Source organism: Variovorax sp. MSC1_012 (assembly GCF_023667525.1).
Taxonomy (GTDB): Bacteria; Pseudomonadota; Gammaproteobacteria; order Burkholderiales; family Burkholderiaceae_C; genus Variovorax; species Variovorax beijingensis_B.
In genome coordinates this window covers 2244021-2258882 of record NZ_CM174443.1, presented here as the reverse complement: position 1 = coordinate 2258882, position 14862 = coordinate 2244021, and the positions used below count along the sequence as shown (strand labels likewise).

The following is a 14862-nucleotide window of genomic DNA, read 5'->3' as shown; positions in this document are numbered from 1 at the left end:
CAATCGCTCGAACGATCAGTAGTTGACCAGGACCGTCACCGTGTCGGCGTAGGCGCCAGGTGTCACGTTGGCGTTGGCAACCGTGGCATGCACGGGAATCGTCTGCGCCACGCCGGTGCCCGTGCCGGCCACGCCGTTGCCCACGTCGGTGGCCGTGGCGGTGCTGCCCCAGACCGGGCCGGTAGCGCTTCCCGAACGGAGCTGGTAGGCGACCGTGTCCGAAGTGGTCACGGAGCTCATCACACCGGCGCCGGTGGTGCTGGTGCCCAGCGAGGGCTGCAGGCCGATGTTGTAGGGCGTCGTCTTGGAGCAGGTCACGCTGATGTTGCTGCTGGCGGACAGGTTGGTGGCCGAGGAGTCGACCGGTCCGAAATCGATGTTGGAAGCCGTACCCGCGACCACCGAGCAGGCCTTGTTGACCGTGATCAGGACCTGGAACGTCGAAGTGGCCGGGTTCGTCGCTGCCAGGACGGCGCTGGTGGTAACGGCAAGGGTCGCTGCAGCGATGAGGGAGAGTTTTTTCATGGTGAATGCCAACTGGTTAGAGGAAAGATGTTGGAAAGAAGGGCTGAACTCGCCCCGATTAAGTAACTAAATAGTTCTCAATCATCAATTATTGATACTTTAGTTTCAAAAAGTCAACAGGCGCGCTTCAGGCCGTCGCGTTGCGGTTGCACGCTTGGAATGGGTAGCCCGTCCGCGAGGAACGGTCTGAAAAACGGCTTGAAGGCGGCCCCTACAGAGGGGCCGAGAGCACCAGGACCTGCCGGATTCCTTCTGGCTGGGCGACCCGCATGGAGGCGGGCCTGCAGAAGCAATCGACAACGAAAGACGGCAGTCCGTTGGGACTGCCGGGGCTCGTTACGCTGGATCAGCGGTCGCTTCTGGCTTACAAAATGTAGCTGGAAGTACTGCTTGTCACAGTTGGCTACTTATATTTTAAAAGCGGTTTTGCCAACTTCATCACAGATTTCCGTAGGAAAAAAGGCCTAAAGGCGTCGAAGCGCACTGTCAGGAGAGGTGTCCTGCAGTGATGCGCGGCAACAACGGTTACCTGCCACGGTTCGGCCGGGCCAGGGCTGCGGGCCTCAGTCGTCAGACCTCGAAACGCGGAGCAGGCACATGAGCAGGACGCCCAGGAAGGCGCCAGCTACGAAGATTCCGGTGTCAATTGCGATGGTGTACATGGGTAAAAACAACAAATGCCCTCCCGAAAGGCTCTTTTTGGAGCATTGGACATGCCGCACCTGACCGCTCGCTGAGTGCCAATGTCAATCCCTGGCGCGATACAAAAAAGCGGCCGGTCTACCCAGTACGAGTGATGACAAGTTGCCCGTTTCTTCGCGCTACCGCGTGCAACTTCTTCCAAGTAACAGGGTTGTCCTGACAAGGACATCCATCACATTTTTCGCAGAAGATGGGTTGCAAAAGGTAAGACACGTTAGATTTCTCTGAAAAAGTGATCCCCATCACTTCTTGAATACAAACGTTTAGCAACAAAAGATAAAATATACGTACAGGGAGGAGTATTCAGCAACAGCTAGTCCCTGTGGGGCCGGAGTCGGCCTTCACCGCAACAACCAGGGGACTGTTTTGAGACGAGAAGTGAACGCAACGGCATGGATTGCCGCTGCAATGTTGGGCGTGGCCGTGCTTCAAGGCTGCGCCGTGGTCCCGGGCATGGGTACCGTCGAGCCGTACCAAGTCGCCGAAGAGCTCCCCCCCAAGTTCCAGTACCTGCCCGACGCAGCACCTGAGGACCGGATCACCCCCATCACGCCAGCCCTTGTGCGCACGCTGGCCAAAGCCGCGCCCAAGAACGTGTCGCCCGAAGTGCAAGCCCTGTTCGGCAAGCCGCAGCGCTACACCATCGGCCCTGGAGACGTGGTGGGCGTCATCGTGTATGACCACCCCGAGCTGCTGCCCAACGCCGGCGCCGTTATCTCTCAGCAGGCCGACCCCACGGGCGTGAGCGTGGCACCAGGCTTCATCGTCGATTCCTCGGGCGAAATCGCCTTTCCGTACGTTGGCCGCGTCAGGGTGGCAGGCCTCACCGAGGCCGAGGCCGGCGACCTGATCTCCAAGCTCATCGTCACCCAGGTGCGCGAGCCCGAAGTCACGGTACGCATCCAGTCGTTCAGAAGCCGCCGCGTCTACGTCGAGGGCGAGGTACGCACGCCAGGCTCCCAGATCGTGACCGACGTGCCCATGACGCTCACCGAGGCGATCAACCGCGCCGGCGGCATCACCGCCAACGGCAACCGCGCGGCTGTCACTGTGGTGCGCGATGGCAAGTCCATCGACATCGACCTCACGCGCCTGCGCGAAGCCGGCCGCGACGGCAACGACATTCCCCTGAGGAATGGCGACACCATCCGCATTGGCCACCGCGAGGACGCCAAGGTGTACGTGATGGGCGAAGTCTTGATTCCGTCCGCGCTGACGGTTCGCAGCAACGGCCGCCTCAACCTGAACGAAGCGCTGGGCGAAGCGGGTGGGCCGGTGCTCACCACCTCCAACCCGGGCCAGATCTACGTGATTCGCCAAGGCGCCACCGGCTTGCCTGCGATCTTCCACCTGGACGCCAGGAACCCCGCCGCCATGGTGCTGGCCCGGCAGTTCAGCTTGGAGCCGCAAGACGTGGTCTACATCGACCCGGTGCCGCTCGTGAAGTGGAACCGCGTCGTCAGCTTGATTCTTCCGTCTGCGCAAGTAGTGAACAGCGCCAGCGAGACGTACGTCAGGCATCGCTAGTCGAAGCCAAAAAGTCCCACGCTGCATTCGCGGTTAGCAGCACAGGGACTTGCCTCAAAAAAAAGAACAACCGCGAACGCAGCGCGGCGGTCAGGGGCCGTGCCGCCGATTTTTTCTTCCGGTAATCAACATGCAAGCCATCCATTCAAATCGACCGATTGCCGTCATTGGCTTGGGCTACGTGGGCCTTCCGCTGGCCGTGGAGTTTGGCAAGAAGCGCCAGGTGATCGGCTTTGACATCAACGCCAAGCGCATAGCCGAACTGCAGAGTGGGCGTGACCACACCCTTGAAACCACGCCGGAAGAACTGAAGGCCGCCGCACAGCTGGCCTTTACGTCGCACGCCGATGATTTGCGCGACTGCGCGGTCTTCATCGTGACCGTGCCCACGCCCATCGACAACGCCAACAGGCCCGACCTGACGCCCCTCATCAAGGCCAGCGAAACCGTGGGCAAGGTGATGCCGGCTGGCGCGATCGTGATCTTCGAATCGACGGTTTATCCCGGAGCAACCGAAGAAGTCTGCGTGCCTGTGCTGGAAAAGTTCAGCAATGGCAAGAAGTTCAACGTCGACTTCTTTTGCGGCTACAGCCCGGAGCGGATCAATCCAGGAGACAAGGAACATCGGCTGCCGTCCATCAAGAAGGTGACGAGCGGCAGCACACCCGAGGTGGCTGAAACCGTGGATCAGCTATATCGCCAGATCATCACGGCCGGAACCCACAAGGCCAGCAGCATCAAGGTGGCCGAGGCTGCAAAGGTGATCGAGAACACCCAACGCGACGTGAACATCGCGTTGATGAATGAACTCAGCCTGATCTTTCACAGGCTCGGCATCGACACGGTGGAGGTGTTGCAGGCCGCGGGCACCAAGTGGAACTTTTTGCCTTTTCGTCCGGGACTGGTGGGTGGTCACTGCATAGGCGTGGACCCATATTACTTGACACACAAGGCCGTCGAAGTCGGCTATCACCCCGAAGTGATCCTGGCGGGCCGACGCATCAACGACAACATGGCGATGCATGTTGCTGACGAAGTCATCAAGTTGATGCTGCGTAAGAGCCTGCCTGTTCTGGGCAGCAGGGTCCTGGTGCTGGGGCTGACTTTTAAGGAAAACTGTCCAGACGTGCGCAACACCAAGGTGGTAGACCTCGTGCGCACTCTCCAGAGCTACAACGTACAAGTGGACGTGTTCGACCCGTGGATCAATGTGGCCGATGCGGAGCACGAATATGGACTGCAGTGCTTGGCGGAAATGCCTCAACCCAGTCAATACGCCGCCGTGGTGTTGGCAGTTGGGCACCACCAGTTTGTTGCATTGGGGGAGGCCGGCATCAAGGCTTTGGGTCAAGCGGGCGCCGTGCTTTTTGATGTCAAGGGCATCCTGCCATTGGGTGCTGCGGACGGCAGGCTATGAAAACTTCCAATTCCAGCCAGACTGCCTACGAGCAGTTGCTCGAACGGCTCACCAGCGAGCGCCACACCTGGCTGATCACCGGCGTGGCCGGCTTTATCGGTAGCAACCTCCTAGAGACACTCCTCAAGCTTGACCAGCAAGTGGTCGGCTTGGACAACTTTGCCACTGGGCACCTGCGTAATCTTGACGAGGTGCGGACTCTTGTTAGCGCGGATCAGTGGGCGCGGTTCGCCTTCATCGAGGGCGATATTCGCAAGCTGGAGGATTGTCGCCGCGCATGTGAGGGCGCGGAGTATGTCTTGCATCAGGCCGCATTGGGTTCCGTGCCACGCAGCCTTGCAGACCCCATCACCACCAACGCCACCAATATCGATGGCTTTCTCAATATGTTGGTTGCGGCACGCGATGTAGAAGTGAAGAGTTTCACCTACGCCGCAAGCAGTTCAACATACGGCGACCACCCGGCGCTGCCGAAGGTTGAAGATGTGATCGGCAAGCCGCTGTCGCCTTATGCAGTCACCAAATTCGTTAATGAACTCTATGCGGAAGTCTTTGCGCGTAGCTATGGGTTCAGATCAATTGGCTTGCGCTACTTCAACGTGTTTGGGCCGCGTCAAGATCCGGACAGTGCGTATGCAGCCGTAATTCCAAAATGGACGGCGGCAATGATCGCGGGCGAAGACATCTTTATCAACGGCGATGGCGAGACCAGTCGCGACTTTTGCTTCGTCGAGAACGCCATTCAGGCTAATTTGCTCGCCGCTACCACAACGCTAGCCGAGGCGCACAATCAGATCTACAACGTTGCAGTTGGAGACCGCACCACGCTCAATCAACTTTTTGAGTCACTGCGCGATGTACTTGCAACAAAAGGGGTCGCATATGTGAAGCGTCCATCGTATCGCAGTTTCCGCGCAGCCGACGTGCGGCACTCGCAGGCTGATGTGACTAAGGGCCGGCGACTCTTGGGCTACTCACCGGCATATCCGATTCGGCGTGGAATAAATAAAGCAATTATTTGGTATTTGAGTTGCTATAAGAAGCTGGCCGATAACACCGTTTCGCATTAAATGCCAAGCGTAAAAATGTCGGAAAAAACGCTTAATGCTGGCCGGGAACGATATCGTCGAGCAGCTTCAACGGCTGTCATGAATGTGGTAGCTCAAATTGTTCAGCTGGCAACAGGGCTAATCAGCGTGCCACTCGCGCTGGACTATGTGGGGCCAGAGCGTTTTGGTATTTGGATGACGCTGTCCACTGCCTTGGCATTTATATCCTTTAGTGATTTCGGCGTTGGCATCGGGATGCAGGACCGCATGTCTCGGCACGCGGGTAAAGGTGATTACCGAAGCGCGCGCAATGCATTCTATAGTGCATTTGTCTTGGTTGGCATTATTGTAATTGTGATAATTTTTGTCGGTTATCTTGCAGTTCCGCGATTTGAATTAGCTTCGCTGTTTTCTTTGCAAAGTGTTGAAGCCCAGGCTGATATTGGACCAACGGCTGTAGCCACCATCGTAGTTATTGCAATAGGCCTGCTCGGCGGGTTGGTGCAGCGAGCATTTAACTCCGTTCAAGAGGGATTTTGGGTCGCATTGCTCCAGGTCGTTGCTCGGTTTGTTTCACTCGCGCTTTTGTTCGTCGTCGTTCGTTTTCAACTGGGCCTCCCTGCATTGGTCTTCGTCGTTGGAGGGCTGGCAAGTTGCGTATTGTTGCTTGCAGGCATACCAGTGCTGCTCTATCGACACAAATGGTTGATGCCGGGCTGCCGAGACATTTTTAAAACAATCGATCTGGAAACTGCAAAGGATTTGCTATCAGTCGGTGCTATGGGACTGGGTGCCTCTGTTGCAATTTATCTCGTCAACAATTCACTTCCGTTTCTGATTTCTTCAAAATACGGCGCCGCATCTGTCGCTGACTTTGCCGTACTGCTGAAATTGCTCGCGATTCCTGGAGTGCTGTTGATCTATTTATTGAATCCACTTTGGCCCGCAATTGCTGAGGCCAATCAAAAAAATGATGTGCGATGGATTCGGGAGGCGTATCGAAAATGTTTAATTACATGCATTGGCGTTGCAATTGTGAGTAGTGCTGTGATTTTGCTGGGCGCCCCTCTGATTATTGAGCAATGGATCGGTGCATCCGAGATCATCCCTTCGCGACATCTTATTGTCGCATCGACCATATTTATGCTACTTGGATTTTGGAATAGTGTTGCGTCAACTATTTTGAACGGGCTTTCTCGTTTTAAAGGCCAAGCCAGTTATGGGCTATTATTGGCTGCGGGGGGCGTCGTCGTAGCCGCGCTTATTCCAAATTCTCTTTCAAAAGAATATGTGGTGTGGGTCATTAATGTGGGGTTTGCTTTTCGATGTATTTTGATGCAATTTGAGGTCAATAAAAGTTTCGATGAGCTCTCTTGCAACAGTGCGACGTGAAAGATTACGTTTTCTTGAAACCTTAAACGCACATGTCCGCAGAGTGATGGCTGCAGTTTTTGCCATCCTTATTTCGCAGTTCATCTTTGATATCAAATTGAAGCGTGCAAAAGGAAGTTCGCCTGCCGTAGGCTTACTAGCTGCTAAATGAAGGGTACAACGTGAGTTCGAGCGATGCGAAGTTTCCGAGGATATTGGTAGTTAGCGCTGCCCCGATCAATCGCGTTGATGCGACCGGGATCACGATGTCGAACCTGTTTACGGGCTGGCCGATCGATCGAATCGCGCAAATTTATGATTCGGATAATGCACCAGATCCTACGTATTGCAAAAAGGTGTGGCGCTTCTCCAGCAATGACATTCCTTCGGTTCGCTTCGCGAAGGAAGTGTTGGGGCGGGTTCGAAAATCGGCCAGACATTCGACGATCATGCCAAGCAGTAACCCGGTCGGGCAACCCACCACTTCCTCCAATGACCTCGGATTGCTGGCCGCTCTAGGCGATGTTATTCCTTTTAAGGCATCGTCTGCATTGCTTGAATGGGCAGATGAGTTCGCACCGGATGTCATCTATACACTTCTTGGTGGCTCTCGCATCTGCGAGCTGGTAATACAGCTTTCCGAGCGACTCGGCAAACCAATTGTGCCCCACTTTATGGATGATTGGCCTAGTACTATTTACGAGTCTCACCGCCTTCGCAAAGTATTTCGAAGGGTAATGAATCGTCGTCTTACCGAAGTGATTCGTAGGGCCCCCATAGCTCTTGCGATTGGCGCACACATGGCTGAGGTAATGAATTCTCGGTACGGAAAGAAGTTCGACTATTTTATGAATTGTGTCGAATGCCGTAATGATCTACCGGTGGCCGAGTTACCTCCCTCCCGTGTGGTCCGATTTGGGTACGTGGGGGGATTGCACTTGAATAGGTGGCGATCTTTATTGGCATTGGCTGAAACGCTCGATACACTGATGCGTTCCGGAGTGCCGATTTCGCTCGAAATCTCTGCGCCGACGAAGGACATCGAATTATATGGAAAGCTCTTTAAGCCTTTTGCCTCTGTGTCCCGGTTGTTTTCCATTTCCCCGGATCAGGTAGCCAATGTTTTAGGCTCGTACGATGTATTGGTGCACGCTGAATCTTTCTTGCCGGAGGATTCGCGCTATACGAAGCTTTCCATCTCTACAAAGATTCCTCAGTACATGGCCGCTGGGCGCCCCATTTTAGCGATCGGCCCGAGCAGCCTGAGTTCAATCCAGTACGTCGAACAATCGAAGGCCGGCTTAACTGTGACGGAACAAGGGACTAATTCGGCTTTAACTGACGTCGTGCGTCAGTTGGCCCAGTCGGAGAGTCGAAGACATCTGCTTGGTCAGGCGGGCTATCGTGTGGCACTTGAACACCACGACGCTGTACCAGTGCGACGGCGGTTCGCCTCGGCGCTGGCACGGGCTGCGGCGCAATTGCCTGATTAGCTTCTGTTTATTAGCAAATCATGCGAACAAACAACTGGATAGCGTATGTGGGGCCATTCCCTTTCCCTTGGGGTCAGGCCGGCTCTCGCCGAATGGTTGGCATCGCTCGCTCGCTCGCACAGACAGGATATTCAGTTGTCGTTGCCAGCGGCAGTGATCTACCTACAGTCGAGAAAAATTTAAACGAAGGCGAACCGGAAGGCGCTGTCCGATATGTTGGAATTGGAGAATTGCCTACCCCGGGAATGTCTTCCTTAAAAAAGGCATGGAGAGTCCTTGTTGAATGGGGCGATAAGACCGTTCGGTGGTTAGACCGTCAACCATCCAAGCCATCTCATGTCGTTGTATATGGGGGTAGTGCTCAATACATCTTGAGGCTACTTCCATGGTGCAGACGGCACGGAATACCTTTAATTGTCGATGTAGTCGAGTGGTATGACCCGCGGCAGATGAAAGGTGGACGATGGGGTCCGTTTTACGTCAGTGCTCAAGTGGCTTTACGCTACCTTTATCCTCGATGTGACGGCGTGATTGCGATCAGTTCGCTTCTTGAGCATCACTATCGAAAATTGGGGTGCAAGGTAGTGCGAATTCCTCCATCGCTCAATGTGCAAGTTGATCAAGGCATCGTCCACCTGAAGGACCCTGCAGCGCCCTTGGTGCTTCTCTATGCTGGGACTCCCGGCAAGAAAGATTTATTGTTGCATGTTATAGAAGCGGTGGAAGCCTTGGACGCCACCGGCGACAGGCTTCGATTGAAAATATTGGGGCCTACTTTTGAAAATTTAAGAACCATATATAGCCGTTCTGGATTTGCTCCAAGTATAGAAATTTTGGGGCATGTGAAGCAGGCGGATATTGCTCGGCATATAAGGTTGGCCGATTTAACTGTGTTGCTGAGGGAGCCTGCGCGATTTGCGAACGCGGGATTTCCAACAAAGTTCGTCGAGAGCTTGGCAAACGGAACTCCAGTGATTGTCAACTTGACTAGCGATATTGGCATGTACATTTGCGACGGAATGGAGGGCTTGATTTGTGCTGACTGCTCTGTAAGCTCTCTCAAGTCGGCCATTGAGCGCGCATTGAGGCTTTCCGCTCCTCAGCTTCAGGCAATGCGGCATTCGGCGATTGAGCAGGCGCAGCGATCTTTTGATTTTCGTGCCCACTCAGAAGCTTTGAATTCATTTCTTAAGAGCACAGAGCGAGCTTTCAATTGATCCGTCTTCCTCTCCGCGTTTGCCTTGTCTCCCCGATACCTCCCCCTTACGGAGGTATTGCGCACTGGACTGCTTTGATTTCGTCCTACGCAAGGGATAGACAGGACATCGTGATCTCGCAGATTAATACTGCACCAAAATGGCGCTCTATTCATCAAACTGGAATTATTATTCGATCCATTGGTGGATCATTGCAATTGCTCTCGGACATCGGAAAGCTTTTTTTCTCTCTATGTGGTGCCCGGTTTGACGCCATTCATTTGACTACGTCAGGTCATTTGGGGGCGGTGCGGGATCTTGCGGTGGCTATCCTTGGGAAATTTTTCGGGGTGCCGTTGGTTTTTCACATTAGATTTGGACGCATACCCGCAATCGCTTTGGCGAATTCATTTGAATGGCGATTGCTTCGAACTGTTATGCGTATGTCATCCCGAGTTGTCCTGATCGACAAAGCAACTTTTGAGGCTGTGAGAGGTTATTTTCCTGCGAGTAAGATTGTATTAATTCCCAACTGTGTAAACACGCACTCGCTACCCGTCGGGCAATCGCAGGATGGCCCCAGTGATACTCGATCGGTTCTATTTCTGGGTTGGATAATTCAAGCAAAGGGTGTTGAGGAACTTTTGTCTGCCTGGAGTCGCCTTCAACCTCGGGGCTGGCAACTGGATCTCATTGGCTCGTATAAGCCTGATTACCGTGATAAGCTAGTTCAGAGCTATGGCGCAAAAAACGTAAATTTCTTGGGAGAATTGCCTCACCATAGCGCTATGCAGCACATGGCGTCGTGTGATTTATTTGTTCTTCCGAGTCACACTGAAGGTTTTCCTAATGTCATTGTCGAAGCGATGGCTCTTGGGCGAGCGATTGTGGCCACGAATGTAGGCGCAATTCCGGAGATGCTTGAGGGTGGCGCCGGGGTGCTCGTAAATCCGCGGGATGCTTGCGCATTAGAAGGTGAGATGCGGGCGTTGATTTCCGATGCTCGATCGCGAGCGTCCCTTGGGGAAGTCGCAAGAAAAAAGGCGATCGATTGCTATTCAATTGACGCTGTTTTCTTGGACTACATGCGTATCTGGCGCGGTGTGTCGAATAAAAACTGATTACCAACTCAAATCCAATAAAGAAAATCTCATGTTTTCCGAAAAGACATTGCTTATTAGCGGCGGCACCGGCTCTTTCGGCAACGCAGTGCTCAAGCGCTTTATATCGACTGATATCGGTGAAATCCGCATCTTCAGCCGAGACGAAAAAAAGCAGGATGACATGCGCAAGCGCTACAACCATCCCAAGCTGAAGTTCTATATCGGTGACGTGCGTGATGCGCGCAGCATTGCTGCCGCCATGCGCGGCGTTGACTATGTCTTTCATGCGGCGGCGCTCAAGCAGGTGCCTTCTTGCGAATTTCATCCGATGCAAGCAGTGCGCACAAACGTGCTCGGCACCGAAAACGTCTTGGAAGCAGCAGTTGCCGCAGGCGTGAAGCGCGTCGTGTGCCTCAGCACCGACAAGGCTGTCTACCCGATCAACGCCATGGGCATCAGCAAGGCCATGATGGAGAAGGTGATGGTCGCTGCCAGCCGGAATCTGGAACGTACCCACACCGTGATTTGCGGTACCCGCTACGGCAACGTCATGGCTTCGCGCGGCTCGGTCATTCCGCTGTTCGTGGAGCAGGTGCTCGCGGGCAAGCCCATCACCGTGACCGACCCATCCATGACCCGCTTCATGATGACCCTGGAGGATGCAGTCGAACTCGTGCTGCACGCCTTCGAGCACGGCAATAACGGCGACATCTTTGTGCAGAAGGCCCCCGCAGCCACGGTTCAGGTGCTGACACAGGCCATCCTGGAGGTGATGCGCAAGCCCGATCACGAAGTGCGTGAGATCGGCACGCGCCACGGCGAGAAGCTCTATGAAGCGCTGCTGAGCCGGGAGGAAATGGCCTGTGCCGAAGACCAAGGCGACTATTACCGCGTGCCACCCGACGGGCGGGACCTGAACTACGCCAAGTACGTGGAAGAGGGCGAAGAGCGCATTACCCGCAGCACACACGGCGAAGACTACAACTCGCACAACACCACCCGGCTCGACGTCGAAGGCATGAAGGCGCTGTTGCTCAAGCTCGACTTCATGCAGCGCATTGCGCGTGGCGAACCAGCTCTGGCGCAGGAATAAGGTCATGAAGGTATTGATCACCGGCGCTCGCGGCTTTGTGGGCAAGAACCTGCAGTTGCATCTGGCCGAGCGCAAGGATGTGCAAGTCGTCTGCTTCACTCGTGACGACGGCGTGGAGCAACTGCCTGCACTGTTGCAGGGGGTGGACTTCGTGTTCCACCTCGCGGGAGTCAACCGCCCTCAAGATCCGCAGGAATTCGCCATCGGCAACGCAGAACTCACGCAGAGCCTGTGCCGTGCCGTCTGTGCCATGGCCGAATCCACCGGTAGGAAGGTGCCGGTCGTCTACACCTCGTCCACGCAGGCAGGCCTGGACAATCCGTACGGCCGCAGCAAGCACGGGGCAGAAGAGGCGCTGCAGGCCGCTGCGCGCAGCCACAGCATCCCGGTGCACCTCTTTCGGTTGCCCAACGTGTTCGGCAAATGGTGCCGGCCCAACTACAACTCGGCCGTTGCCACGTTCTGCCACAACATTGCGCGCGGCATGCCCATCCAGGTCAATGATCCCGCCGCGTCCGTCACGTTGGTGTATGTGGACGATGTCGTCGATCGCTTCATTCAGTTGATGGATGGTGCGGACGCCACAGAAAACGCGGACGGTTTTGCCACTGTGACGCCGCAGTACACCACCACGGTGGGCGAACTGGCCCGGCAGATCCAGTCGTTCAGGGACAGCCGCAGCACGCTCATGACCGATCGCGTGGGAACGGGGCTGGTGCGGGCGCTCTATTCAACCTATGTGAGCTATCTGCCGCCCGAGTCGTTCGCCTATACGGTGCCGCAATACGGGGACGCGCGCGGGGTGTTCGTCGAAATGCTCAAGACCCCGGACGCCGGCCAGTTCTCGTTCTTCACCGCGCACCCGGGCATCACACGCGGCGGCCATTATCACCACAGCAAGACTGAGAAGTTCCTGGTCATCAAGGGACAGGCGCGCTTCAAGTTCCGGCACATGCAGACGGGCGAAGCGCATGAACTGGTCACCACGGGCGACAAATCGGAAATTGTCGAGACCGTGCCCGGCTGGACGCATGACATCACCAACATCGGCACTGACGAAATGGTCGTCATGCTCTGGGCCAACGAGGTATTCGACCGTGCGCGGCCAGACACCTTCGCTTGCCCTCTTTAGACCCCAGGCTTGTGACCTTTCCCATGAAAAAACTCAAAGTCGTGACAGTGGTCGGTACTCGGCCCGAGATCATTCGCCTGTCGCGTGTGCTGGCTCGGCTGGACGAGCATTGCGACCACGTGTTGGTGCACACCGGCCAGAACTACGACTACGAACTCAACCAGGTCTTCTTCGACGACCTGGGCGTTCGCAAGCCCGATCACTTCCTGAACAGCGCGGCAGATTCGACCGGTGCCGCGCACACCATCGGTAACCTCATCATTGCAGTAGACAAGGTGCTTGGGCAGGAGCAGCCCGAGGCGATGCTGGTGCTGGGCGACACCAACAGCTGTCTCTCGGTCATTCCAGCCAAGCGGCGCAAGATCCCGATCTTTCACATGGAAGCCGGAAACCGCTGCTTCGATCAGCGCGTACCGGAAGAGACCAACCGGCGCATCGTGGACCACACGGCGGATGTGAATCTGACCTACAGCACCATCGCCCGCGATTACCTGCTGCGCGAGGGGCTGCCGCCGGACCTGGTCATCAAGACGGGCAGTCCGATGTTCGAAGTGCTTTCCCATTACCGCCCGAACATCGATGCATCCGATGTGCTCACAAGACTGAACCTTGGGGTCGGCCAGTACTTTGTGGTGAGCGCTCATCGCGAAGAGAACATCGAGTCTGCCCAGTCCTTCGCAAAGCTGGTCGACGTGCTCAATACGGTTGCCGAAGATCATGGACTGCCGGTCATCGTCTCGACGCATCCGCGTACCCAAAAGCGCATTGATGCCACGGGATCGCGCTTTCATGCCAATGTCCGCTTGCTGAAGCCCCTCGGCTTTCATGACTACGTCAAGCTGCAGATGTGTGCCCGCGCGGTTCTCTCCGACAGCGGCACCATCAACGAAGAGTCCTCGATTCTGAACTTTCCGGCGCTCAACCTGCGCGAGGCGCACGAGCGGCCTGAGGGCATGGAAGAGGGCGCGGTCATGATGGTGGGGCTCGAGCTTGCGCGTGTGCGCCAGGGGCTGGCCATCCTCCAGACCCAACCTCGCGGCGAGCTGCGTGGCTTGCGCCAGGTTGCCGACTACAGCATGCCGAATGTCTCGGACAAGGTGCTGCGCATCATCCACAGCTACACCGATTATGTGAATCGGGTCGTGTGGAAGAAGTACTGATCCCAACATGGCCGTTCGTGTATTGCTGCTGACGCAATGGTTCGACCCCGAACCAACCTTCAAGGGCATTGTGTTTGCGCGTGAACTTGTTCGCCAGGGGTTCGAGGTGGAAGTCGTCACCGGCTTTCCGAACTACCCGGGTGGAAAGGTGTACCCCGGCTACCGTATCAAGTGGCTGCAGCGCGAGGTGATCGATGGCGTGCAGGTCACCCGCTTGCCGCTTTATCCCGATCACGGCCAGTCCGCCATCAAACGTGTACTGAACTACGCGAGCTTTGCGGCGTCCGCTTCCGTCTACGGCCTGTTCTTTGCAAAGCGCCCTGCGGTGATGTATGCCTATCACCCGCCCCTGACTGTAGGCGTGGCGGCAGGGTTGATCCGTCTTCTTCGTCGTATTCCCGTGGTCTACGACATCCAGGACATGTGGCCCGACACCTTGCGGGCGACTGGCATGCTCAACAACGAACGGGCGTTGGGCGTCGTGGCATCTGTCTGCCAGTGGGTGTACAGGCGCGTCGATCACATTGCCGTGCTTTCGCCCGGCTTCAAGAAACTGCTGGTGCAGCGCGGTGTTCCTGAAGCAAAGATCGATGTGATCTACAACTGGGCCGACGAGGCTTCGCTGACGGCACCTCATGGGCAATTGCCCGCAGCGTTTCCTGCTGCAGAAAAATTCCGGATTCTCTTTGCCGGAAACATGGGCAAGGCACAGGCACTGGATGCCGTATTGGACGCGGCGGTGCTGCTGCAACAACGCGAATCGCGTGTTTGCTTCGTGCTGCTTGGTGGCGGCGTGGAAGTAAGCCGCCTCGCCCAGCGGGCTGCCGAACTGCGCCTTGACAATGTGACGTTCTTGCCGCCCGTGCCCATGGCTGAAGTCGGCACTTTGCTGGACGCGGCGGATGCCTTGTTGGTGCACCTGCGCAAGGATCCGCTCTTCGAGATCACCATTCCGTCGAAGACTCAGGCCTACATGGCCGCCGGCAAGCCCTTGTTGATGGCAGTGGATGGCGATGCTGCAAACCTGGTGCGGGAGTCTGGCAGCGGAGTGATTGCTGCATCCGAGGATCCGCAGGTGTTGGCGGCCTCCGCCG

The 14862-nt window shown here is 56.0% G+C and carries 11 protein-coding genes and 1 pseudogene; 11 read left to right on the top strand and 1 reads right to left on the bottom strand.

Annotated elements, in window-relative coordinates:
• Window positions 1–15 precede the first annotated feature (15 nt).
• Complete coding sequence (locus L1081_RS10670) at window positions 16–525, bottom strand: Csu type fimbrial protein (protein ID WP_489416390.1); 510 nt, start codon at window positions 523–525, stop codon at window positions 16–18.
• 1080 nt (window positions 526–1605) lie between these two features.
• On the opposite strand from L1081_RS10670, the gene L1081_RS10665 reads away from it, so the two are divergent.
• The 11 genes and pseudogenes from L1081_RS10665 to L1081_RS10615 form a co-directional block, all read left to right on the top strand.
• On the top strand, window positions 1606–2754 hold the full coding sequence (locus tag L1081_RS10665) for a polysaccharide biosynthesis/export family protein (RefSeq protein WP_489416389.1): 1149 nt from the start codon (window positions 1606–1608) through the stop codon (window positions 2752–2754).
• Between the two features lie 130 nt (window positions 2755–2884).
• Complete coding sequence (gene tviB / locus L1081_RS10660) at window positions 2885–4171, top strand: Vi polysaccharide biosynthesis UDP-N-acetylglucosamine C-6 dehydrogenase TviB (protein WP_489416388.1); 1287 nt, start codon at window positions 2885–2887, stop codon at window positions 4169–4171.
• The gene (locus L1081_RS10655) at window positions 4168–5241 is read left to right on the top strand and encodes an NAD-dependent epimerase/dehydratase family protein (protein ID WP_489416387.1); all 1074 of its coding nucleotides are present in this window, start codon (window positions 4168–4170) and stop codon (window positions 5239–5241) included. Before tviB ends, L1081_RS10655 begins: the two co-directional genes overlap by 4 nt.
• A gap of 15 nt (window positions 5242–5256) precedes the next feature.
• Window positions 5257–6612, top strand: a complete 1356-nt coding sequence (locus L1081_RS10650; RefSeq protein ID WP_489416386.1) for a lipopolysaccharide biosynthesis protein — start codon at window positions 5257–5259, stop codon at window positions 6610–6612.
• A gap of 161 nt (window positions 6613–6773) precedes the next feature.
• Window positions 6774–8084 (top strand): glycosyltransferase family protein, encoded by a 1311-nt coding sequence (locus L1081_RS10645; protein ID WP_489416385.1) that lies wholly within the window; start codon window positions 6774–6776, stop codon window positions 8082–8084.
• Window positions 8085–8104: 20 nt separating this feature from the next.
• The gene (locus L1081_RS10640; protein ID WP_489416384.1) at window positions 8105–9301 is read left to right on the top strand and encodes a glycosyltransferase; all 1197 of its coding nucleotides are present in this window, start codon (window positions 8105–8107) and stop codon (window positions 9299–9301) included.
• Window positions 9302–9411: 110 nt separating this feature from the next.
• Window positions 9412–10401 carry a glycosyltransferase gene (locus L1081_RS10635; RefSeq protein WP_489416383.1) on the top strand — a complete coding sequence of 330 codons (990 nt, stop codon included), beginning with the start codon at window positions 9412–9414 and terminating at the stop codon, window positions 10399–10401.
• A 31-nt stretch (window positions 10402–10432) separates the two neighbouring features.
• Window positions 10433–11476 (top strand): polysaccharide biosynthesis protein, encoded by a 1044-nt coding sequence (locus tag L1081_RS10630; protein ID WP_489416382.1) that lies wholly within the window; start codon window positions 10433–10435, stop codon window positions 11474–11476.
• 4 nt (window positions 11477–11480) lie between these two features.
• Complete coding sequence (gene wbjC / locus L1081_RS10625) at window positions 11481–12608, top strand: UDP-2-acetamido-2,6-beta-L-arabino-hexul-4-ose reductase (protein WP_489416381.1); 1128 nt, start codon at window positions 11481–11483, stop codon at window positions 12606–12608.
• A 23-nt stretch (window positions 12609–12631) separates the two neighbouring features.
• Window positions 12632–13768 carry a non-hydrolyzing UDP-N-acetylglucosamine 2-epimerase gene (gene wecB / locus L1081_RS10620; protein ID WP_489416380.1) on the top strand — a complete coding sequence of 379 codons (1137 nt, stop codon included), beginning with the start codon at window positions 12632–12634 and terminating at the stop codon, window positions 13766–13768.
• Window positions 13769–13775: 7 nt separating this feature from the next.
• Window positions 13776–14861 (top strand): annotated as a pseudogene (locus tag L1081_RS10615) (glycosyltransferase family 4 protein); the annotation flags it as partial.
• Window position 14862 lies beyond the last annotated feature (1 nt).